The organism is Amycolatopsis melonis (assembly GCF_040064235.1).
In the GTDB taxonomy this organism is placed as follows: Bacteria; Actinomycetota; Actinomycetes; order Mycobacteriales; family Pseudonocardiaceae; genus Amycolatopsis; species Amycolatopsis melonis.
In genome coordinates this window covers 80,206-101,735 of the sequence record NZ_JBDZYD010000017.1, presented here as the reverse complement: position 1 = coordinate 101,735, position 21,530 = coordinate 80,206, and the positions used below count along the sequence as shown (strand labels likewise).

General features: G+C 71.9%; 16 protein-coding genes and 1 pseudogene. 5 read left to right on the top strand and 12 right to left on the bottom strand.

Going from position 1 to position 21,530, the window contains the following annotated elements; all coding sequences use genetic code 11:
* Positions 1–35 precede the first annotated feature (35 nt).
* Positions 36–662, top strand: a complete 627-nt coding sequence (locus ABJI51_RS37995; RefSeq protein WP_348955992.1) for a response regulator — start codon at positions 36–38, stop codon at positions 660–662.
* On the opposite strand, the gene ABJI51_RS37990 is transcribed toward ABJI51_RS37995, so the two are convergent.
* Positions 643–4,032, bottom strand: coding sequence for an indolepyruvate ferredoxin oxidoreductase family protein (locus ABJI51_RS37990; RefSeq protein ID WP_348955991.1), 3,390 nt, complete (start codon positions 4,030–4,032; stop codon positions 643–645). The genes ABJI51_RS37995 and ABJI51_RS37990 overlap by 20 nt on opposite strands.
* A 135-nt stretch (positions 4,033–4,167) precedes the next feature.
* On the opposite strand from ABJI51_RS37990, the gene ABJI51_RS37985 reads away from it, so the two are divergent.
* Positions 4,168–4,611: an Lrp/AsnC family transcriptional regulator gene (locus ABJI51_RS37985; RefSeq protein WP_348955990.1), complete on the top strand. Its 444-nt coding sequence runs from the start codon at positions 4,168–4,170 to the stop codon at positions 4,609–4,611.
* Positions 4,611–5,342, top strand: a complete 732-nt coding sequence (locus ABJI51_RS37980) for an N-acetyltransferase (protein WP_348955989.1) — start codon at positions 4,611–4,613, stop codon at positions 5,340–5,342. The genes ABJI51_RS37985 and ABJI51_RS37980 overlap by 1 nt, the downstream gene beginning before the upstream one ends.
* Positions 5,343–5,346: 4 nt before the next feature.
* Here ABJI51_RS37980 and ABJI51_RS37975 read toward each other — a convergent pair whose 3' ends face one another.
* The 3 genes and pseudogenes from ABJI51_RS37975 to ABJI51_RS37965 all read right to left on the bottom strand — a co-directional run bounded on the left by ABJI51_RS37975 (position 5,347) and on the right by ABJI51_RS37965 (position 11,059).
* Positions 5,347–6,297 carry a glycoside hydrolase family 2 TIM barrel-domain containing protein gene (locus ABJI51_RS37975; RefSeq protein ID WP_348955988.1) on the bottom strand — a complete coding sequence of 317 codons (951 nt, stop codon included), beginning with the start codon at positions 6,295–6,297 and terminating at the stop codon, positions 5,347–5,349.
* Between the two features lie 148 nt (positions 6,298–6,445).
* Positions 6,446–8,179, bottom strand: a pseudogene (locus ABJI51_RS37970) (RICIN domain-containing protein); the annotation flags it as partial.
* 18 nt (positions 8,180–8,197) lie between these two features.
* Positions 8,198–11,059: a glycosyl hydrolase family 95 catalytic domain-containing protein gene (locus ABJI51_RS37965; RefSeq protein ID WP_348955987.1), complete on the bottom strand. Its 2,862-nt coding sequence runs from the start codon at positions 11,057–11,059 to the stop codon at positions 8,198–8,200.
* Between the two features lie 491 nt (positions 11,060–11,550).
* On the opposite strand from ABJI51_RS37965, the gene ABJI51_RS37960 reads away from it, so the two are divergent.
* The gene (locus tag ABJI51_RS37960) at positions 11,551–13,584 is read left to right on the top strand and encodes a hypothetical protein (RefSeq protein WP_348955986.1); all 2,034 of its coding nucleotides are present in this window, start codon (positions 11,551–11,553) and stop codon (positions 13,582–13,584) included.
* On the opposite strand, the gene ABJI51_RS37955 is transcribed toward ABJI51_RS37960, so the two are convergent.
* The 8 genes from ABJI51_RS37955 to ABJI51_RS37920 form a co-directional block, all read right to left on the bottom strand.
* A complete protein-coding gene (locus tag ABJI51_RS37955) occupies positions 13,558–15,285 on the bottom strand; it encodes a hypothetical protein (protein WP_348955985.1) in 1,728 nt (575 codons plus the stop codon). The genes ABJI51_RS37960 and ABJI51_RS37955 overlap by 27 nt on opposite strands.
* A 36-nt stretch (positions 15,286–15,321) precedes the next feature.
* The gene (locus tag ABJI51_RS37950) at positions 15,322–16,587 is read right to left on the bottom strand and encodes a glycosyltransferase family 4 protein (protein ID WP_348955984.1); all 1,266 of its coding nucleotides are present in this window, start codon (positions 16,585–16,587) and stop codon (positions 15,322–15,324) included.
* Positions 16,584–17,501 carry a pentapeptide repeat-containing protein gene (locus tag ABJI51_RS37945; RefSeq protein WP_348955983.1) on the bottom strand — a complete coding sequence of 306 codons (918 nt, stop codon included), beginning with the start codon at positions 17,499–17,501 and terminating at the stop codon, positions 16,584–16,586. The genes ABJI51_RS37950 and ABJI51_RS37945 overlap by 4 nt, the downstream gene beginning before the upstream one ends.
* Before the next feature lie 134 nt (positions 17,502–17,635).
* Complete coding sequence (locus ABJI51_RS37940; RefSeq protein WP_348955982.1) at positions 17,636–18,019, bottom strand: hypothetical protein; 384 nt, start codon at positions 18,017–18,019, stop codon at positions 17,636–17,638.
* Positions 18,020–18,023: 4 nt separating this feature from the next.
* Positions 18,024–18,446, bottom strand: coding sequence for a YbaB/EbfC family nucleoid-associated protein (locus tag ABJI51_RS37935; RefSeq protein ID WP_348955981.1), 423 nt, complete (start codon positions 18,444–18,446; stop codon positions 18,024–18,026).
* Positions 18,447–18,480: 34 nt separating this feature from the next.
* On the bottom strand, positions 18,481–19,131 hold the full coding sequence (locus ABJI51_RS37930; RefSeq protein WP_348955980.1) for a hypothetical protein: 651 nt from the start codon (positions 19,129–19,131) through the stop codon (positions 18,481–18,483).
* Between the two features lie 15 nt (positions 19,132–19,146).
* Positions 19,147–19,518 (bottom strand): hypothetical protein, encoded by a 372-nt coding sequence (locus ABJI51_RS37925; RefSeq protein ID WP_348955979.1) that lies wholly within the window; start codon positions 19,516–19,518, stop codon positions 19,147–19,149.
* Between the two features lie 132 nt (positions 19,519–19,650).
* Positions 19,651–19,863 carry a hypothetical protein gene (locus ABJI51_RS37920; RefSeq protein WP_348955978.1) on the bottom strand — a complete coding sequence of 71 codons (213 nt, stop codon included), beginning with the start codon at positions 19,861–19,863 and terminating at the stop codon, positions 19,651–19,653.
* A 96-nt stretch (positions 19,864–19,959) separates the two neighbouring features.
* On the opposite strand from ABJI51_RS37920, the gene ABJI51_RS37915 reads away from it, so the two are divergent.
* On the top strand, positions 19,960–21,489 hold the full coding sequence (locus ABJI51_RS37915) for a PucR family transcriptional regulator (RefSeq protein ID WP_348955977.1): 1,530 nt from the start codon (positions 19,960–19,962) through the stop codon (positions 21,487–21,489).
* The last annotated feature ends 41 nt before the right edge of the window (positions 21,490–21,530 follow it).

Genomic DNA, 21,530 nt, shown 5'->3' with positions numbered 1-21,530 from the left:
GACAGGGGAGACGTGGACGCGAGGAGGCAGCCGTCGTGCGCATCGTGATCGCGGAGGACGATGCCCTGCTGCGGGAGGGCTTGGTGCTGCTCCTGCGCAGTGAGGGCTTCGCCGTCGTCGCGGCCGTCGACCATCCCGGCGACCTGGTGGCTTCGGTCGCCGCGGCGGGACCGGACTTGGTGGTCGTCGACGTCCGCATGCCGCCGACCTTCACCGACGAAGGCCTCCGCGCCGCCCTCGAAGCCCGCCGCCGGGTGCCCGGGCTGGCGATCCTTGCGCTCTCGGCGTTCGTCGAGGACGGCTACGTCGGCGACCTCCTCGCCGCCGGTGGTGGCGGCGCGGGATACCTGCTCAAGGAGCGCGTCGGCAGGCCTGACGAGTTCCTCGACGCCCTGCGGCGCGTGGCGGCCGGCGGCACCGTCCTGGACCGCGACGTCGTGGCGGTGCAGCTGGCCCGGCCCCGGCCCGGCGATCCCGTGGCGACGCTGACACCGCGCGAACGCGAGGTCGTCGCGCTGCTGGCCGAGGGCCATTCGGTGCCGACGATCGGGCGGCTGCTCGGCATCGGCACCGACGCGGCGCGCCGGCACGCCGGGGACGTCAGCGCGAAGCTGCGCGTCCCCGACGAAGCCCGCGCGATGCTCAGTTACCTGCGGGCGTGAGGACTTCGGCCTGCCGCTGCCGGTACCGGGCGACGTTCGCGAGCTTGACGTCCTCGTAGCCGCGGATCAGGTCGGGCAGCTCGGCCAGCGCCAGGACCTGGGCCCGGTCCAGGCCAGCGTGGAAGGCCCGCATGATCGTGCCGCGGTAGTCGTCGACCAGCTCGCGTTCCACCCGCCGGACCTCGGCGCGGCCGAACGGGTCGAACGGGGTGCCGCGCAGCCGCCGCAGCGCGTGCAGCAGCCGGAACGCCGGGCGGAACCACGGGCCCAGGCTGATCTTGCGCCGCATGCCGAGCGCCCGCAGCACCGGCGGGTGCAGCCGGTAGGCGTACCGCGTGCCCGCGCCGAACTCCGCCTCCAGCCCGGCGGTGAACTCCGGATCGAGCGACAGCCGGGCGACTTCGTACTCGTCCTTGTACGCCATCAGCTTGTACAGGTGCTTGGCGACGGCCTCGGTGATCTCCGTCGGCCCGTCCTCCAGGACACGCACCTGCTCGACGAACTCGGCGTACGCGCGCGCATAGGCCTCGTCCTGGTAGGCGACCAGGTCCGGGACACGGATGTCGAGCAGCCGCGCCAGCTCCGAACCGGGCTCGGCGTGAACCAGCGCCCGGGCGGCCGGTTGCACGACCGCGCGTCGCACCGGCGGGCGGGGCGTGAGCGCGCCGGGGTCGGCGACCAGCTGGCGGCCGCGGCGGAACGCCTGCAGGTTCGCCGCGACCTGCGTGCCGTTCAGCTCGATGGCGCGCTCGATCACCGGCGCGGGCAGCGGGATCGCGCCGGTCTGGTAGGCGGCGCCGAGCTGCAGGACGTTGGCGAACTGGTCGTCGTCGAACAGTTCCTCGGCCAGGCCGCGCGCGTCGAGCGACACCGTGCGCGCAGCCGCGGCTTCCAGCGGCGCGAGCACGCTGCCGGGATCCGGGAAGGACACCGTCGTGTCGATGACCATCCGGCCGGTCGGGACCTCGGTCGTGGAGACGACGGCGGTCGTGCGGTCCTTTGCCGCGACGCCCAGATTGGCCGCGTCGGCGCCGACGAGCGCGTCGCACGCCAGGTAGAGGTCGCATTCCCCGGCGGCCAGCTTCGGCGCCTGCAGCACGGGCTCCGCGGTCACCTTGAGGTCGGAGACGACCGCGCCGCCCTTCTGCGCGAGCCCGGTCTGGTCGAGGGTGCGGACGTGCCGCCCGTCGAGGACCGCGGCGGTGGCGAGGATCTGCGTCACGGTCACCACGCCGGTTCCGCCGATCCCGGTGATCCGCACGGTGAAGTCCCGCGATTCCGGCACCGGCGCCGGGACCGCGTCCGCGGGCAGCTCGCCGAGCTTCCGGCGCCGCTTGCGCCCGGACGGCACGACCGTGACGAACGACGGGCAGTCCCCGGCGAGGCAGGAGTAGTCGACGTTGCACGACGACTGGTGGATCGCGGTCTTGCGGCCGAACTCGGTCGCCACCGGCTGCACCGAAAGGCAGTTCGACTTGGTGCCGCAGTCGCCGCAGCCTTCGCAGACACGCTCGTTGATCACCACGCGCGTCGCGGGCGCGGCCTGCTTGCCCCGGCGGCGTTTCCGGCGCTTCTCGGCCGCGCACTCCTGCTCGTGGATCAGCACGGTGACGCCCTTGACGGCGGCCAGCTCCTCCTGCGTGCGCAGGAGTTCGGTGCGGTCGCGGACCTCGACGCGGTCCGGCAGCTTCCGGCGTCGCAGCCGCGCGGGCGCGTCGCTGGTGATCACGACCCGCTTCGCGCCTTCGACGAGCAGCAGCTGCGCGACCTTCTCGACCGGCAGCCCGCCGACCGCGTCCTGGCCGCCGGTCATCGCGACGGCGGAGTTGTAGAGCAGCTTGTAGGTGATGTTCACCCCGGCGGCGACCGCCGCGCGCACGGCGAGGCTGCCGGAGTGGGTGAACGTGCCGTCGCCGATGTTCTGCACGAAGTGCTCGGCTTCGACGAACGGCGCCATGCCGATCCACTGGGTGCCCTCGCCGCCCATCTGCGTCACGCCGAGGACGGTGCCGACCTGCTCGGGTTCCATGAACAGGGCCATGGTGTGGCAGCCGATGCCGCCGCCGACGAGCGTGCCTTCCGGGACCTTCGTCGACGTGTTGTGCGGGCAGCCCGAGCAGAAGTACGGCGTGCGCGCGAGCAGGGGGACGGCGATGCGCTCGCGGCGGCGGCGCCCGCGGTGGGCGTCGACCGGCGGGATGCTCGGCGGCAGGACCTTCGCCAGCCCGTCGGCGATGCCGTCCGGGTCCAGCTCGCCGAGTTCGGTGAACAGCGTCCGGCCGTCATGGTCCTTCTTGCCGGCGATCCGCGGCGCGCCCGCGACGCCGTAGAGGATCTCCTTGAGCGCGGTTTCGACGAACGCGCGTTTCTCCTCGACGACGACGATCTCGTCGAGGCCCTCGGCGAACTCGCGGACGATCGCGGGCTCGACCGGGTGGATCGCGCCGAGCTTGAGCACGCGGATGCCGTACCGCCGCAGCGTTTCCTCGTCCAGGCCCAGGGTGCGCAGTGCCTGCCGGAGGTCCGGATACGACTTCCCCGCGGACACGATGCCGATCCGGTCGGCCGTGCCGCGCGTGGTGATCCGGTTGACGCCGCTCGCGCGCAGGTAGTCGAGGACGAGGGGGAGCCGGACAGTGAAGAGGCTGCGTTCCAGCTCGGCGAGGCTGGTGCCGAGCAGCCGGGACGTCGGCGTGTGCCGGTAGGCGCCGGCGATCTCCGGGGCGGTCCACTGTGGACTCACGGTGGCGGTGCCGGAGGCGTCGGCGACGTTGGCGACGATCTTCAGCGACGTCCACACCCCGGCGGCCCGGGACAGCTCGACCGCGTGCATCCCGAGGTCGAGGACGTCCTGGGAGTCGGCAGGGAAGAGCACCGGGATCGCCAGGTCGGCGAGGGCGAGCTCGGAGGCGCAGGGGACGGTCGAGGACTTGGCGTTGGAATCGTCGCCGACGAGCGCGACGGCACCGCCGCGCGGGTCGGTCCCGGCCAGGTTGGCGTGCCGGAGGGCGTCGGTGGCCCGGTCGAGGCCGGGTGCCTTGCCGTACCAGAAGCCGGTGACGCCCCGCCGCCCGCCGGCACCCGCGACGAGCTGGCTGCCCATGACCGAGGTGGCGGCCAGCTCCTCGTTGAGGCCGGGGCGGTGCACGACGTCGTGCTTCTCCAGCAGCGTCGACCGCCTGCCGAGTTCGAGGTCGTACCCGGCCAGCGGCGAGCCCTCGTAGCCGGAGACGAAGACGGCGGGGTCGCCGCCGTGGGCGCGGTCGTGGCGGACGCGGTCGAACAGCAGCCGGACGAGGGCCTGCACCCCGGTCAGGTGCACGGTCCCGGCTTCCCGCAGGTAGCGGTCTTCGAGCGTGAACGTCTCCACGGCGCGGCTCCCTTCGTTCGTGTGCTTCCGGGCACGGTGCGACCTGGGCCACAGCTGCGCAACAGCCATGGCCGTTCTGCGGTCACGGACGCAAAATTCGGTGCCTCAGGGGCCGCTGTGCGGTAGATTTTTGCGATGCCCGAGCTGGACGCCACCGATCACGAGATCCTCGCCCTCCTGCGCGAGGACGCCCGCCGCACGCTGTCCGACATCGCGGACCGGGTGACGCTGTCGACGGCGGCGGTCAAGCGCCGCATCGACCGGCTGCGCGAGACGGGCGTGATCACGGGGTTCACGGTCCAGGTCGACCACGCGAAGCTGGGCTGGGGGATCGAGGCGTTCACCGAACTGCGGTTCGTGGGCAACACGAAGGTCGACGAGATCCTCCGCACGACCACCCGCATGCCGGAGGCCCAGGCGGTGTTCACGATCGCGGGCGACCCGGACGCGCTGGTGTGGCTGCGGGTCCGCGACATGGCCCACCTGCAGAAGACGATCGACGAGATCCGGCGGCACCACCAGGTGACGGGCACGAAGACGCTGATCGCGCTCGAGTCGTGGTCCCGGGGAGCGGGCTGATGGAGATCGTGACGCTGGCCGAGCGTCCCGGCCTGGCCTCGGCGGCCTACGCCATCCCGTACCCGGCCGGTTCACCCCGGTTCATGGAGGGCAGCCTGACGAGCCTCCTGGTCCGCGGGCGCCGGGTGGCCCGCCGGTGGCCGCGGCTGGTGGTGGTGCTCCTCGACGGTTCCGAGCCGGTGGCACGCGGGATCATGGTGCCGTTCCGGTCCCGTGGGGAGCTGCCGTCGCGCGGGTGGGACGAGGTCGCGGTCTGGGCCGCCGAGGACGCGCTCGACGACGTCGTGCCGGACACCGCGTGCGCGTTGGAAATCGCCGTGCATCCGGAGCATCAGGGACGTGGTCATTCCCGGACCGTGCTGGCGGCCATGCGCTCGGCGGCGCTCGATGCCGGACTCGGGTCGGTGGTCATTCCCGTCCGGCCGCCGGACAAGGCCGCGGTTCCGGACCTGCCGATGGCGGACTACGCCGCCGCGACGCGCGCGGACGGGTTGCCTGCCGACCGGTGGCTGCGCACTCATGTGCGGGCCGGGGGAGTCGTTTCGGGGGTGGCGGTCTGTTCCGCGACGGTGCAGGCGCCGCTCGACGACTGGCGGCGGTGGACCGGGTTGCCCTTCGATCGCGTGGGGGCAGTTCTGGTTCCGGGAGCTTTGGCGCCGGTTCTCGTGTCCTCGGATTACGCCGTCTATGTCGAGCCGAATGTCTGGGTTTCACACCGGAGCGGGTCGTAGTTTCTCAGCCCCACAGAGCCGAGTTGCCGAAGTTGGCGGGTTCGGTCTCGGCGGTCGCGCCCGCGGTGTCGGTGGTGGTGATCGTGATGGTGGCGTCGGGCAAGCCGGCCGAGCGTGCCGTGATGGTCGTCGTTCCGGCGTAGTACGAGCGGAACTCGATGGCCGCCTTTCCGGCGAACTCCTGCACGCCCGGGGTGAACGTGTACGACTTGCCGCCGGGCAGGATGCCCGGGCCGCTGGTCACCGTGAGCGTGACCGCGCGGGAGTTGTCGACCCACGCGGCCGAGGCGTTGCGCATCGTCACCACGAGCTGGGTGTCCGTCGCGCCGTCGTCGGTGATCGTCGCCGACGAGTACTTCCCGGTCGTCAGCGTCATCCCGGTCGCCGTTCCGCTCGCCGGCTGCTCGCGGGGCACGGGCGTGGGGTCGGCGACGGCCGTGGTGCCCGACCACCGCGCCTTGTTCGCGCGGTACCAGTACCACTGGTCCTTCGGCAGCCGGTAGTAGTCGATCATGCCCATCCGGGCGTAGCCCGCGCCGAAGATCGTGCCGTGGTCGAAACCGGCCCAGATCGCCAGTCCCGCGCTGCTGGTGGTGAGCCGGAACCTGGTGCCGTCGGCGGGATCCTTGACGTCGCCGTACGTCGGGTCGTAGGTGCCGGGCCGGTCGGATGTGTAGGACCCGTATTCCGAGACGACGTTCGGCATCCACGTGTTGGTGATCTTCCCGCCGTCGCCGTTGTACCCGGCGACGTCACAGACCGAGAGCTGGTCCAGGGCGGCGCGCTGGACACCGCCCATGGCCGCCTTGCGGGTGGGGTCGAGCCGGTGGGAGTAGTCGCGCAGGGCGCTCACGAGCGCCTTGGCCTTGTTCAGGGTGGCCGAGGACGTGAAGAAGACCTCGTTGCCCATCGACCAGTTGATGATCGACGGATGGTTGCGGTTGACCCGGATCATGTCGCGCAGGCTGTCCATTGTGCTCTGTTCGAAGGCCGGCTGGTCGGCCGCCTTCTGCGGATAGCCGTCCGCGCGGTAGTCGTCGGCCCGGCCTGCCGGGGCGGGCTCCAGCCCCGCGGTCGCGGTGGCCCAGAACGTGTTCTCGGACCAGAACATGACGCCCAGCCGGGTCCGTGGCGTCCGCGAACGACGGGTCGTGCGGATAGTGCGATCCCCGCACGAAGTTCATCCCGGCCTCGCGGACGTAGCGCACGTCGCGTTCGATGCCCGAGTCGGTGACGGCGTTGCTCCAGCCGCCGTGGTCCTGGTGCACGTCCGCGCCGACCAGCAGCGTCCTGGCCCCGTTGAGGTAGAAGCCGTCGACCTTCCACTGCGCGCTCCGGAAACCGAACGTGCTGTCGTAGGTGTCGACGACGGTGCCGCCGACCACCAGCGAGGTGGTCACCGTGTACAGCGCCGGGTTGTTCGGTGCCCAGAGATCGAGGTTCTGCAGCATGCCGGCGGTGTTGGACAGGGAACCACTCACCGCGTCGAGGGTCGTCGTGGCCGCCGCGCCGAGCGTCCGCACGGGCGAGCCGAACGTCGCCAGCACGGTGTCCGAGCCCTGCCTGCGTACCTCCTGGCGGGCGGAGACGTCGACCGCCGAGGAGCCGTCGTTGCGTACCTCCGTCTGCACTCGCACGTTCGAGCGGCGGGCCGCGAGGTTCGCGCGCAGCTCGGCCTCACCGGGGTACTGCGCCAGGTCGATGTTGCGGTAGTAGGCCGCGTTGCTGGTGTCCCAGGCCGGATTGGTGAGCGCGGGAGTCGTGACGAAGGTGCCGTACCAGGCGACGTGGACGTCGTTCGTGACGGTCAGGAAGACGTCGCGGTACAGGCCGCCGCTGAACTGGTGGTCGCCGGTCCGGGGCGCGAGGTCCGGCCGCCAGCCGTTGTCCACCCGCACCGAGATCTCGTTGTCGCCGGGCCGGACCGAGCCGGTGATGTCGAAGGCGAACCCGGTGTAGCCGCCGCGGTGCGTCCCGGCCTTGATGCCGTTGACCCACACGTCGGCGACCGAGAACGCCCCTTCGGACTCGAACTCGACGTGCTTGCCGTTCCAGGACGCGGGCACCGTGAAGTGCTTGCGGTACCAGCCCACCCCCACGTGGAAGGACTCCCCGCCCTTGCTGCCACCCACGTCGTAGGGCGCGTCGAAGTCGTGGGGCAGGGCCACCGGAACCCACTTCGAGTCGTCGAAGCCGGGATTCTGGGCGCCCGGCACGTCCGACCGGACGAACCGCCAGCCCCGGTCGAAGCCGACCTTCTGCCGGGGACCGGACCCGGGCGGCGGCGGAGTGCTGCCGCCGTCGACCCGCACGAGCTGCCACTGCTGTTCGGTGCCGGCCGATTCGCTGCGCTGCTCGACGGCGGCGCCGTCGGCCGTGGCGGCACCCTGCACCGCCACGGACTTGCCGCTGTTGCGGTTGACCAGCCGGAGGGTGCCGTTGCCCGCGTCGGCGAGCGCGAACTGCTGGTTGGTGCCGTTGTTGTCGGGCCACTGCACCACGGCGGCGCCGTCGGCGACCGACCTGCCGTAGACGTCGAGGACCTTGCCGGAATGGCGGGCACGGACCTTGTAGTAGCCGCCGCCGGCGTCGGTGAACTGGAACTGCTGGTTGGTGGCGTCGGTGCGGGACCACTGGACGAGCTTGGCGCCGTCGGCCGTGGCCGCACCCGTCACGTCGAGGGCCTTGCCGCTGTTGCGGTTCAGCAGCACGTACCAGGCATCGGGGTCGACGGTGGCCGCCCCGGCCGTGTCGGTGGTGACCGCGGCGGCACCGCCGAGCAGGATCGCCGCCACCGCGGCGATGATGCCCGGCCGTCGGAAACGGCGTCCGTGCATGAGGCACTCCTTGTCCGGTCAGACGTCGACGAGCTGCCACTGCTGGTTGGTGCCGGTGCCGGCGGGCCAGGCGATCACCCGGGCGCCGTCGGTGCCCGAGCCGCCTTCGACGTCCGCGCAGAGGCCGGTGCGGACGTTGACGAGCCGGTAGTAGCCGTCGCCGGTGCCGGTGAGCCGCCACCACTGGTGGTCGGCGCCGATGTCCTGTGCCTGGTCCAGCTGGGTGCCCTGGCCGGTGCCTGCCGGGCATTGGAGCAGCTTGCCGCTGTTGCGGTTGACCAGGCGGGCGGAACCGTCCGGATTGGACAGCAGCTGCCACTGCTGGTTCGCGCTGCCGGACCACGTCCACTGGACGACCTTGACGCCGTCGGCCGTGCCGCTGCCGGTGACGTCGAGTACCTTGCCGCTGCGCCGGTTGACCAGCCGCACGTACCCGTTCTGCAGCGTGACGGTGACCTCGACGCGCTGTCCCGCCGTCAGCGACACGACTCTCGCGGACGACCCGAGCGGCGAGGTGGCAACCGGCGCGGACGTGGTCACCGACGTCAGGCCGCGGCGGCTGATCAGCGTGACGTCCTGGTCGATCGCCGACGTCATCGACAGCGTGGCGGTGCGGGCCGCCAGGTCCCAGCCGAGCCGGTGGACCTGGATCCGGCCGCGCGCCCGCACGCCGGTGATCGAGCCCTTCGCCAGCTGCCCGGGCAGCGCCGGGAGGATTTCCAGCACGCCCGGCCGGGAGTAGAGCAGCGCCTCGGCCAGCACCGCGGGGATCGTGTGGGCGGCGTCGGCGTTGTAGGTCTGCAGGTTCGGGTTGTGCGACGTCATCAGCGACCGGAAGACCATGGTGCTGCCGAGAATCTTGCGGAGGTTGGCGTACACCTTCGCGCCGTCCTTCAGCCGGGCGGCGGCCAGTGCCCGGTGCAGGCTGCCGTGGGCGGAGAGGTTCTCGTCACCGCGTAGTTCCAGTGCCCGCAGCGCGGCCGCGACCAGGTCGGGCCGGGTCTCGGGGTTGATCTCGTGCAACGGCCAGGCGCCGTACAGGTGCTGGACGTGCCGGTGGTTGTAGCGGTCGGTCAGGCTCGGCCAGGACCATTCCGCGAGGGCGTTGTCGCCGTTGATCCGGTAGGCGGGCAGCTTCCCGAGCAACGCCGTCCAGCGCTGGACGCCCTGGCCGCTGCCCTGTTCGACGCCGAGCGCGTTCGCCGCGGTGATGGCGGCCTGCAGCGCGTGCCTGCCCGCCATGATGTCGCCGGTGGCGTTGACCGACAGCAGCACGCCGGTGTTGCCGGGCGCGTTCTCCATCGAGAACGACGGGACGAACACGACCTTGCCGCTTCCGTCGGTCCGGGTGAGGAAGTCCTCGTAGAACAGCGCCAGCTCCATGAGCGCCGGCCCCAGCTTGTCCCGCAGGAACGCCTGGTCGCCGGTGACCTCCCAGTACTCGAGGAGCGGGTACAGCAGCCAGTCGGCGCCGCCCGTCCAGGCGTGGCCGGGGAAGCCTGCGTCGAAGTGGAGCATGTGCCCGTACTCGCCGTCGGTCCGCGAGGGGGCGAGGAAACCCCTTGCACCGTAAAGGTTCCGCGCGTTGGTGCGCCACTGCGCGAGCTGGCCGAGGATGAGGGTGAAGTAACCCTGCATGGCTTCGGGGGTGTCCAGGATGGTGCCGCCGGCGACCTGGAGGTTGACGTTGGCGTCGGTGGTGAAGTCGTCGGCCCAGGCGCCGGTCCACGTGCCGGTCCAGATCCCGGTCAGCCGTGGCGGCAGGACTCCGCTGGAGCTGATGAACAGGTAGCGCCCCGAATCGTAGAGCCGTTCCAGCAGCGCGAGGTCGAGGGCGCCCTGGTTGCCGTTCTGCCGGGTGATCAGCGAGCCGACCGGCAGTTCCCGGTCGGCGGCCGTCACGTCGAGGTCCAGCCGGGAGCGGTCGTACCAGGCGGTGTGGATCGCGGTGTGCCGGGAAAGCAGCGTGGTGTAGTCGGTGTCGATCGCGGCCAGCGCCGCGTGCAGCGGCTGGGCGTCCCACGCGTTCGGCGTCTCGTACCGGTCGAGCTTGGTGAGCAGCAGCAGCCGGGTAGCACCCGAAACGACGATCGTGGCCCCGGCGGCGGAGACGGTGCCGCCGGCCGCGACGACCCGCGTGACGCCTTCGTAGCCGAACGCGCCCTGCCCGGCGGGATAGGTGCCACGCAGGTTCAGGTAGCCGGCCCCGGCGGCGACGCTGGCCCGGGTCGTGAAGCCGACGCTGCCGGGCACGCCGTCCAGCGCGGTGTTGACGCTGAGAGTCGCGCTGATCGTCCGACCGGATGCGGGGGTCAGTTCGTGGACGATCACGCGGTCGGCGCGCGAGACGAACGCCCGCCGGGTCCACGTGCCGGCGCCGTCAGTCCAGCCGGCGGTGACCTCGCCGGTGCGGAAGTCGGTCGTGCGCCGGTAGCCGTCGGTCGTGGTCATGTCCGGCGTCGCGACCCGGAGTTCGTACGCCGGGTGGTAGGTCTGCGTCCAGCGCAGCGACCAGCCGGCGGTGAAGTCCCGGTTCGCCCCGGCGTAGTCCCCGGCGAGCGCCTTGTCCCGGACGCCTTGCAGGCGGCCCGAAAGCACCGGCGGGGTCACCGACCGCGAGCCGTTGGGCAGGACGAAACGGTGGTGGTTGAAGATCACCTTCTCAAGTGTGGGCGCGCCGTACAGGATGGCGCCGTATTCGCCGTTGCCGGTCAGGAAGCCGTCCGTCCAGGACGTGGCCGGGGAGGTGTCATGGATACCCCGTTCGGGAAGGGCAACCCGCGGAGCCGCGCCGGCCAGCGAACCGCGCGGCAGGGCGGCGGCCCCGGCGGCCAGCGCGGCAACGGTCAGAAAACCTCGGCGGTCGAGGGGCAGGTCCATCGCGGAAACTCCTTCGACGGCCCGGTCAGGGGAATTGCGCAGTCGGGAGCGTGAATTTCGTGCCCTTCGCGCAGGTGTGAACGCTAACACGTCGGTCGTGGCTGTACTGAAATTTTCATTTCCGGTGGCACGGAAAGCGTGTGCCGCTACCCGGCTGGCGGTCCCGGGCGCCGGGAAACCTGCGTAGCGTCACGGATCGGGGGCAGCGGATCCGCAGCTGGTGCAGGCGGCCGCGGGCAGGGGGCGTTGCGGGGACGAGGGGGCCGCCGACGGCGACGCGTTCCGGGAGCAGTTCTTCCAGGCCGGGGTGGCCGCCGGCCTGGAGACGATCATGAGCGTGGCCGCGGTGGGAAGCCGGCGGCGGTCCTGCGCGCCGTCTTGGGCGAAACCAGCCGGCCGGATCGCGTCGCGGTGCCGAACCGGAGCGGGGGCGGGCGGAGGTGAGTAGGGTGGCCGACGGTGACTGTCGGCTACGGCGTGGGGGTGGAGCAGTGAGCGGGTCGTCGGGCAGCGGGCTGATGCCGCCGCCGCGGATGTTCGTCGACCGGGGGCCGGAACGGGACTCCTTCGTTCTCGAAGTCGCGGCCGCCCGTGCGGCCGGTGAGCAGGGTGTCTTCGTCTTCACCGGGTTGCCGGGCGTTGGCAAGACGTCGCTGGCCCTGTGGTGTGCCCACCAGCTCGACGGGCCGTTCGACGTCGCGCTCTGCGTCGGCATGGGTGCGTCCTCGCAGGCGTTGTCCGTCGAGGATGCCTTGACGATCTTCCTGCCGCAGCTCGGGGTGACGTCGCTGCCGCCGACGCGGGCCGCGATGCTGGCCAGCTACCGCGCGCAGACCGCGGGGCGGACGGTGCTGCTGTTCGCCGACGACATCGAGTCGGCCGCGCAGCTGAACGAGCTGCTGCCGGCCTCGGCGGGCAGTGTCGTCATCGCGACCAGCCGCCGCCGGTCGGAAGGATTCGAGGAATACGGTTTCACCACCGTGCCCGTCGGGTTGTTCGATCTCGAGAGCGCGAAGCAGCTGCTGACCTACGGGATGGCCGAGGTCGGTGCGGAGGAGGACCTGACAGCGGTCGCCGAGCTGTGCGGACGGCTGCCGCTGGCGCTGCGGGTGGCCCGGGCGCACCTGCGGACCCGGCACGGCGGCCGCATCGCGGCGTACGCGGAGCGGCTGCGGGCGGCGAAGGCGCTGCTCGCCGAGTTCACGATCGACGGCGAGCGGGTCGTCGAGGCCGTCTACGAGGTTTCCTACCAGGATCTGAAGGAACCCGAACAGCGGCTCTACCGGCTGCTGAGCGTGCATCCGGGCAACCGGTTCGGCACCGAAGCCGCGGCGGCACTGCTCGGTCCGGACCACTCGGTGGCCGAGGCGGAGGACGCGCTGCAGGCGCTGGTGCGGGCGAGCCTGCTCACCGACGCCGGCCCCGGCCGCTACGAGCTGCACAGCCTGGTCGCCCAGCATGCCGCCGCGCTGGCCGAGAAGCACGAGCACCCCGCCGACCTGCGCAACGCCGTGCGCCGGCTCGTGGAGTACTACCTCGACTTCGCCGTCGCGCGGGAACTCGTGCTCAGCACGCGGGTGCGGTGGGGCGAGCGGTTCGACGGCCGGATCGCGCCCGCCTACCAGGGAAGCGACGCCTGGGACCGGGCCGCGGCCGATCTCGAACGCGAGCGGCCGAACCTGCGGCGCGCGGTCCGGGCGGCGGTCGACGAACGCTTCTTCGACCTGGCGTGGCAGCTGTGCGAAGCCCTGGTGACCTTCTACTTCCAGCGTGACCTCTACGCGGACGCGATCGCGGTGCACGGGCTCGGCCTGCCCGCGGCCGAAGACGTGTCCGGGCGGACCGGCGACCTGCGCCCGCTGCTGCGGATGCACGCGGAGCTGGGGACGGCGTGCTACATGGTGCACGACCACGAGCCCGCGCTACGGCACTTCGAGACGTCGGCGGCGCTGGCCGCGCGGATCGACGACGCCGAGATCTCCGTGGTGCACCGGGCGAAGATGACCGTGTGGACCGCGCTGGTCCACCGGCGGCTCGGGCGCACGGAAGCCGCGGTGGCCGCCGTGGCAGGTGCCCGGGAGCTGATCGCGGATCCGTGGTTCCCGGACGCGCTGCGGGCGCGCGAGAACGCCCTGCTGGACATGAACAGCGGGCCGATGCTCGCCGAAGCAGGCCGGTTCGACGACGCCCTCGCCGCCGGACGGCGGGCGGTCGCGTTTCTCGCCGACGGCACCGAGCAGCACAACCACGCCAAGGCGATGGCGAACCTCGGCGAATCGCTGGCGCTTGCCGGGGACGGCCATCGCGCCGAAGCGATCGACGTGCTGCGGGAGGCACTCGCCCTCGAACAGGCCCGCGGGCTCGGCTGGTGGGAGGCGCACACGAGCGAGCTGCTGGGTGACGTCCTGACCCGGGCAGGCCGCCCGGACGAGGGCCGCAGCCTCCTCGAAAACGCCCGTCGGCTGTTCGGGGAGCACGACCTGCAGCGCGCCGAGGCCCTAGCGGCGCGGCTCGACCTCGGCTGACCACAGTTCGGCCTGCGTCCGCTTGGCACCCTGGACGACGTCGAACCGCCGGGGCACGGTGAACGAACCGTCCACAAGCGACTCGTACACCAGCGCGGCCGCGACACCGGGATCGGCGGGGGACGCGGCGACCAGGCGGCCGTCGCGTGTCAGCAGCAGGCTGCCCGTGCCGTGCCCGAGCGCGGCGAGCCGCGCGGACGGGTGCCGCCGGAGCACGCCGGCCAGGACGTCCGCGGGAGCTTCGGGCCCGGCGGGCGGGGACGCCAGGACGACCGGTGCCTCCGCGGGAAATGCCTGCCGCGGATGGTCTTCGTGGGCCACGAGGAACGCGGCGTCCAGATGTGCGGAGTCAACGGCGGCGACGTCGGCCGGGTAACGCGAGATCGTCGCGGTGGTGCCGTCCAGGCGGCACACGACGTGGTCCGCGCGGACGGCCGAGCGCTGGATCGCCGCGACCGCGTCGGACGGGACGACCGGCAGGATGGCCGCGCCGGGTGGTTCGGCCAGCCGGAGGTACCCGTAGAAGAGGCTGCGCAGCCGCTGCGCCGACTCGCCGGGGCAGGAGGTGACCAGGTCCCGGAGTGCGTCGAACGTGCCGGGACGGTGTTCGGCGAACGCGCGGTCGAGCTGGGTGCGCAGATTCTCGCGCCGGTTGAGCCTTCGCGCCGTGCCGCCCAGGAGCGCGCCGACGGAACCGGGCGCGACGTCGGTTTCGGGAAACGCCGCCAGCAGCACGGGCAGGTCGAGGGCGGCGCCGTAGCAGCTGGTCGCGCCGTGGTCGCCGACGACGAGGTCGGAGGCGAGCAGGACGGCCTGCCAGCCCTCCATCGGCCCGGCCAGCAGCAGGCCCGCGCGGACGCAGTCGGCGAGCCAGGTGCGGACCTGCCACGGGCCGTGGCCGTGCCAGATGTTCGGGTGGATCAGCCCGGCCACGCGGTATTCGTCGCGCGGGAGGACGGCGAGGAGTTCGCGGAACAGCGAGGGCCAGCTACCCAGCAGCGAGCGGTGCCACCAGGTGGTGGCCAGGGTGATCAGTTTCTGGCCCGGCCGCACGCCGAGGGCGGCACGGTAGCGGGACCGCAGGTGGCGGCTGCGCACCATGCGGTCGTAGGAGGGATCGCCCGCGACCACGACGGTCGGGGCCGCCGCCGGAGTGGCCTCGGCAATGCGGTCACGCTCGTGCTCGTGGGCCACGACCTGAGCGGACGCGATCGGTTCGCCGTTGTAGAGCAGCCATTCCGGGGAAATCCCGAACACGGACCGGTTTCCGGTTTCCGGTTTCCGGTTTCCGGTTTCCGGTTTCCGGTTTCCGGTTTCCGGTTTCCGGTTTCCTGGCGAATTCTTAGTATATCCGACGCCGTGCGGAAGAATGACCAGGGGTGCGGTGATTTCCGTCAGGCCGCCGTGGTTTGCGGCGATCGCCAGGTCGAATGGGGTGTCGATGGCCTGCGACCACGGGATGAGGACGACGCCGAGGTCGTCGAGCAGCCGGTCGAGGCCGTGCCGGAACGGGTCCGATCCGTTCCAGGTGAACACGACCTGGACCCGGGGGTCGGCGTCGAACACGGTGAGCACGTCGAGCAGGCGCAGCAGGGACGTCACGTGGTGTGCCACGACGAGGACGTGCTTCTCCGGTTCGACGGTCGTCCAGTGCGGTGCCTGCAGGCCGATCGGGACCTTGACCGGGGGCGGGGCGGGCACGGGACTCCTCGTTGCGGCTGGTGGGGCGGTTCTCGATCACCGTAGCCGATCGTCGCGCTGCGGCAGGGGCAGCCACGGGGCGGTGTGACGCAGAAAGGCGCGGACGGCGGCGACGTGGTCGTAGTCGTCGCGGGCGCGCTGCCGTGCCCGCCGCCGCATCGCCGCGCGTTGTGCCGGAGTCAGGTCGAGGGCGCGGCCCAGCGCGGCCGCCAGCCCGTGCGGTGAGCCAGCCGGGCAGGTGAAGCCGGTTTCCCCGTCGACGACCTGGCCGGCGAGGCCCTGCGCGGTGGTGGTGACCACCGGCGTCGCCCCGGCGGCGAAGGCTTCCATCGGGATGCGGCCGAACGGTTCGGCGCGCGACGGGACGACCACGGCCCGCAGCCGGGGATGCCGGAGCAGCCCGGCGACCTCCGGGGTGAACCGGTACCGCATGCTCGCGTCGAGACCGAGAGCGTGCAGCCGCGCCGCGAGCGCGCGCTGGTACGGCGTCGGTTCGGCGGTCTCCGCGGTCGCGGCCAGCAGCAGGTGCGGGAGCGGGCGCCCGGCCTGCCGGGCGAGCACCCAGGCGTCGATGAGGTCGTCGAATCCCTTGTACGGTTCGGCGCGGCCCATCGCCAGCACGAATTCCCCGGCAGGCCCGCCCGGGGGTGGCGGGCCGGAGAACGTTTCCCAGTCGCCTGCGGAAAGGCCGTCCCGCAGCTCGATCACCGACGCGGCGGGCACGCCGTAGTCCTCGCGCAGATGCGTGCCGAGGAACGGGGAAATGGCGCCGATGCGCGTGCCGTCGGCCAGTCCCGCGTGCAGCCCGGCCCGTTCCCAGCCGACCCGCGGCGTGTCCCACGGGGCGTGGATCAGCGCGCTCGACCGCGGGACGAGCACGACGTCGCGGCGGCGCTCGCGCGGCAGCAGCGCGGCCAGGCCGAGGAACGGGGCGTCGAACGCGACCACGAGGGCCGGGCCCGCGCCGGGGAGGACCTCGCCGGACAGCCGGCGGGCGGTGTCGCGCACCAGGTGGCGGAAGTTCGCCAGGGTGCCCCACCGGTCGGTGCCCGCCGTCCCGTTGGACACGGGATGGACGGTCGTGTGCGGCCGGTCGAGCAGGGCACGGGCCCTGGCGTGCCAGCGCGCGTGGTGCTCGGGACTGCCCGGGTGCAGGAAGACGGGCAGCACCGCGAGCCGCACGTGCGACGGCAGCAGGGCGACGAGCGTTTCGAGGAAGCCGTGGTTGGCGTAGCCGGCGCCGGTTCCGCAGCCGTAGTAGCCGTCGTGGATCGCGACGGCGATGGCCGGGCGGCGGCTCACCGGGCAGCGACGGGAAGAACGGTGTCGCCGTCGACGACCGCCCGCTCCAGGGAAGCGCCGGTGAGGCCGGTCGTGGTCCGCAGGTCCACGCCGCGCAGGTCGGCATCGGTCAGGTCGGCGCCGGTGAAGTCGGCGCCCGGCACGGTCGCGCCCTGCAGCCGGGCCCGCGTCAGATCGGCGTCACGCAGGTTCGCCGAGGACAGGTCGGCCCCGGTCAGCACGGCGTTCTTCAGGGTGGCACCCGCGGCGGTCACGCCGGCCAGTTTCGCCTTGCCGAGGTCAGCGTCGGCCAGGTCGGCGCCGGTCAGCACCGCCCCGGTCAGGTCGGCGCCGTCGAGGCAGACCGAGCCGAGGTCGGCGTGTGGCAGCCGGATGCCCGGCCACCGCACGCCCGGCAACCGGACGCCGGCGAGGTCCACCGGCCGGATTTCGGGCCGGTCCGGCCGATCGCGCAAGGCGTCGGCCGCCGCGACGACGTCCCGCGGCAGCCGCCCGGCAGCGGAATCGGCCGCGCGCTGCCGCAGGACGTCGCACAGGGTGTCGACAACCGGCTGGTGATCGCGCGGGGAGTCGGTCATGAGCCGGAAGAGCGTGCGCAGCCCGCCGGCGCGGACGGTGGGATCGTCGGACTCCAGCCGCCCGGTGGCGCTGTCGAAGAGCCCGGTCAGGTGCTTGTCCTGGTCGAGGCGCTGCTTGTCCTTGTCGAGGTAGAAGCGGTAGACGCCGTAGGCGCCGACGCCGAGCCCGGTGATCACGCTGGTCCAGGTGATCCACTGCGTCCGGACGGCCCCGACGGCGGTGAGCCGCTCCGCGGGCGGCAGCCGAGCGACATCCCCGCCGGCGGTCCACCCCGGCAGCAGCACGACGACGAACCAGCTCAACGCCCCGAGAACCACAACGGCCGCAACGACCACGCCCACAACCCGCAACCGGCGAACTCCCACGCCCCTTCATAACACCTCCCGGCCGGCGCCGCGTGATCCACTGCGGTGGGTCGTGCCTGTCGGGCTGGGGGCGGGACAGCCATCATGCCGACACGCTGCCGGTCTCAGTCGACGGCGAGCCGGGACACCAGGCCGGCGACGGCGAGCCCGGCCAGGCCGAGGCTGCCGAAGAGCACGACGGCGGCCGAGCCGTTCATCGGGATGTCGAAGGTGGCGGCCCGGGCGTGGCAGGTCACCGAGATCGACGACCGGAAGGTGACCTCGGCCCACCCCGCCCCGGCAGTGCCGAGGCCCCGGGCACAGGCACGCGCGGCCTCGACGAAGTTCAGCACGGCACCGGTCACGACGGCGACGAGCATCGCGACCGTCCAGACGACCGCCGCCACGCGCAGGAGCCGTCGACGGCCGGCCCGCGGCCGGGGCGCGGGGGCGCTGGGCACGCCGACGGTGTAGTTGTCGGAGTGGATTTCGAGGGGTTCGTCGTTCATCGGGTCAGCCGAGGGGGTTGAATCCGTCGAACCAGTCGTCGTCGTCCTGTGGTCGCCGGCGGGCGCGTTCGGTGCTCCGTTCTTCGGCGATGTGTTCGACGCGGCCCTTGAGTGCCGGGGCGTTGTTCAGCTCGGCGGCGAGTTCGGCGACATCGAAGTCGAGCACGGTTGCGGCCTGCTGCGCGGATTTCGCAGCACTGGCGATTTCGTCGGTGAGCCATTGTTCGCCGCCCTCGTACAGCACGCCGGGTGCGAGGTGAATGCGCTTGAACCGGCCGAGCATGTCGACCGACACGGTGACACCACCGCCCCGGGAAGTGCCCTTGAACTCGCTGAACAACGCCAGTTCCGGGTTTTCCTTGATCTTGCCGAGCTTGCTCTTCAGTTGTTCGGCGGTCTGAGCCGGGTCGTTCTCCGGTTCGGTCACGGCCGTTCTCCTCGGTGTCGCACCCGGGTGTCGGTCACGGTTTGCTCGTGGTGGCGGAATTCATCGTCTCGCCGGCCTCGCGGGAGGCGCTCTCGAGCGCTTCGATCTTGGCTTGTTCGTTGCTGTGGATGGTCCACCAGATCGAGACGGCACCGACGATGATGCTGATGATCCCGATGATCAGCCCGACCACGGCGCCGACTCCCGTGACGCCGACGATGATGGCGGCGATCACGCCGATGATCGAGAGGATCAGCCCGATGATGGCGAGGATGTCGGCGAAGCTGCTGCCGAAGATCTGGTCCCAGGCGTCGGCGATTCTGACCAGCGCCTGGCCGACGTCCTGGGCCGGGCGTTCCATGTCAACCAGGGCCTTCTTGGTCTGGTTCACGCGGTGGACGTAGGCGTTGTTGGCATCACCGGTCCAGGCCGCGGTCTGTTCGGCGGCCTTGGACAACCCGCCGATGCACGCGTTGATGGAGGTGCCCACGAGGTCGGCTCCGTCTTCGCCGCCGATGCCCCAGACGTCCTTGCCGACCGTGCGCAGCCGGTCGGTGTCGACGTCACGGACCAGGCGGAGGGTGTGCTCCAGAGACGGCAGCGATTTCCCGTGGTCCTGCGCGAACTTGTCGATCTTGCGCGCGTCGGCCAGGACGGAGTCGTCGATGAGGTCCTTCAGAGCCATGTCTGCAGCTCCCCCTTATCTCGGCTCGTGGTCTTTCATCCACTTCGTCACGTCCTCCTCGGTGGCCTGGTACTTCTCGCCGGCCTTGGCCACGCCTTCGGCGGTACCGATGATCGTCACGTGGGCGCGGGCGATGAACTTGGCCATCGCGTCGACGACTCCGGGATACCTGTCGTTGCAGAACTCGGTCAGCTTCAGGACCTTTTCCTCGACGTTCTCTTCGACGTTGCCGTAGTTGGCCACCTCTTCGACGGTCAGGAAACCTTCCAAGGTCGCTCGCTGCCGGAAATCGTTCATCCCGAGGTCGTCGCTGGCTCCTTCGAGGAGTTTCTTCAGTTTCGGGATCTCGTCGGGATCCAGGCCGTAGCCGTCCCCTGCACCGGTCATGCCGTCGCCCTCCCTGCCACGTTGACGGTTCCCCTGGGCGCACCCTGCCACAGCCGCCGTCGCGCCGGAAGTCGTCCGTCCGTGGACTGTTCACCGGCTTACTGGCCAGGGCCTGCCGTTCCCCGGTGAACCTCAGGCCGGGGCGAGGACCTCGTCCAGCACCCCCGCCTTGATGTCCGCGACCAGGACCGCCAGCTGCCCGGCGCTCATCTCGATCTTCTGGCCGAAGTCGTCGGTGATGACGATCCGCCGCTCGGCGGGGGCGTCTTCGGCCACGTACAGCTCCGGGCAACCGCAGTTGCACTGGCCGCAGAACGTCGCGACGTGGCGCAGGGCGGGTTCCATGGGCGTTCTCCTCGGCTCGAACGGGCACTGTCTCGAGTAGTCGGCCGCGGGCGGGGGAGGGTTCCGCCGGTCAGCCGATCGGGTAGGAACGGGGGCATGGTGACGCTGGATCGGCTGGTGAACGTCCTCGGGGGATACGGCGTGCGGCTGTGCTGCTGCCCGGTCTCGCGGGACGTCTCCCTGCGCGACGTGGTGGTGCACGACCCGGGAGAGTCCCGTGAGCTGCGCGGTGACGTCTTCCTCGCCGTCGGGGCGGAATCGGCCGCCGCGGCCGTGGCGCGGGCCGCTGCTGCCCGGGCTTCCGTTGCGCTGGTGCGGGAAGCCGGCCCGGCCGTGATTGCCGCCGCGGAGGCCGGGCGAGTTGCCGTGCTCGTCGTCGAGCCCGAGGTTTCGTGGGGCGAAATCGCCGGTGTCGTCTACGGGCTGGTGCTCGAAGGGCGGGAGACCGAGTCGGGACGCGGGCCGACCGATCTGTTCGCGCTGGCCGACAGCCTGGCGGACGCGCTGGGCAGCACCGTCACCATCGAAGACCGGCTTTCCCGGGTCCTGGCCTATTCCAGCCTGCAGCACGGCGCCGACCAGGTGCGGCTGGAGACGATCCTGGGCAGGCGGGTGCCGGAGCGGGCTCGTGAGCTGTTCGAACGGCGGGGTGTGTTCGCCCACCTCGCGGCGTCGGACGAGCCGTTGTTCGTCGAGGCTGCGCCGGAGCACGGGCTGGGTGGCCGGATGGTGGTCGCGGTGCGGGCCGGCCGGGAGCCGCTGGGCTCGATCTGGGTCGAGTGCGAACGTCCGCTCGACGACGCGCGCCGCGCCGTGCTGCGGGACAGCTCGCGCACGGTCGGGCTGCACCTGCTGCGGTCGCGGGCGAGCGCGGACCTCGAGCGGCAGGTCGAATCGGACCTCGTGATCCGGCTGCTGGAGGGCACTCCGGACGCGGCGTCGGTGCTCAGCAGGCTGGGGCTGGCGCCCGGGCGGTTCCGGGTGGTCGCCCTGCAGGCCCACATCGCCGAGGAACGGCACGCCGCCCTGCTGCTCGCCTTCGAGCGCGCCACCACCGGGTTCGGCTGGTCGCGTCCCGGGCGCAGCACGTTGTTCAGCAACACCGTCTACACCGTCCTGCCCGGCGAAGACGTTGCCGCGGCCCGGAAATGGGTCGACGCGATGCGCGACGCCCTGCCCGCCGCGGTGACCGTCGTCGCGGGGATCGGTGCCGCGGCGACCCTGGCCGAGCTGCCCGCCAGCCGTCAGGAGGCCGACGAGTGCGTCGCGCTCCACGACGCGCAGCCGTCCTCCGCCGCGGCCATCGTGTACGACGAGTCCTGGGACGACATCCTGGTGCAGCGGCTGCGGGCGGCCGCGGCGGCAGGCCGGGCGCCCGCCCGTGGCCCGATCGCCGACCTCGCCCGGCACGACGCGGAACACGGCACCGGCTACGTCGGCACCCTGCGGGCGTGGCTGGAGACCCAGGGCGACCTCGCGCAGGCCGCCGAGCGGCTGGGCGTGCACCCGAACACGATCCGGTACCGGCTGCGGAAGATGGCCGAGGTCACCACCCTGCACCTCGACGTGCCGGCGAAACGGCTCGCGATGATCATCGAACTCGTCGTCTCCGACCCCGGGCGTTGACCGGAAGCGACAAACGCGCCTACCCGGATTGTCGGGTCCGG

What these genes read in the sequence shown, in the direction of transcription:
- ABJI51_RS37985 (WP_348955990.1), top strand. Translation starts at nt 4,168, where the DNA reads ATGCCCGAGCTGGACGCCACCGATCACGAGATCCTCGCCCTCCTGCGC.
- ABJI51_RS37980 (WP_348955989.1), top strand. Translation starts at nt 4,611, where the DNA reads ATGGAGATCGTGACGCTGGCCGAGCGTCCCGGCCTGGCCTCGGCGGCC.
- ABJI51_RS37975 (WP_348955988.1), bottom strand. Translation starts at nt 6,297, where the DNA reads ATGATCCGGGTCAACCGCAACCATCCGTCGATCATCAACTGGTCGATG.
- ABJI51_RS37965 (WP_348955987.1), bottom strand. Translation starts at nt 11,059, where the DNA reads ATGGACCTGCCCCTCGACCGCCGAGGTTTTCTGACCGTTGCCGCGCTG.
- ABJI51_RS37940 (WP_348955982.1), bottom strand. Translation starts at nt 18,019, where the DNA reads ATGAACGACGAACCCCTCGAAATCCACTCCGACAACTACACCGTCGGC.
- ABJI51_RS37930 (WP_348955980.1), bottom strand. Translation starts at nt 19,131, where the DNA reads ATGGCTCTGAAGGACCTCATCGACGACTCCGTCCTGGCCGACGCGCGC.
- ABJI51_RS37925 (WP_348955979.1), bottom strand. Translation starts at nt 19,518, where the DNA reads ATGACCGGTGCAGGGGACGGCTACGGCCTGGATCCCGACGAGATCCCG.
- ABJI51_RS37920 (WP_348955978.1), bottom strand. Translation starts at nt 19,863, where the DNA reads ATGGAACCCGCCCTGCGCCACGTCGCGACGTTCTGCGGCCAGTGCAAC.
- ABJI51_RS37915 (WP_348955977.1), top strand. Translation starts at nt 19,960, where the DNA reads ATGGTGACGCTGGATCGGCTGGTGAACGTCCTCGGGGGATACGGCGTG.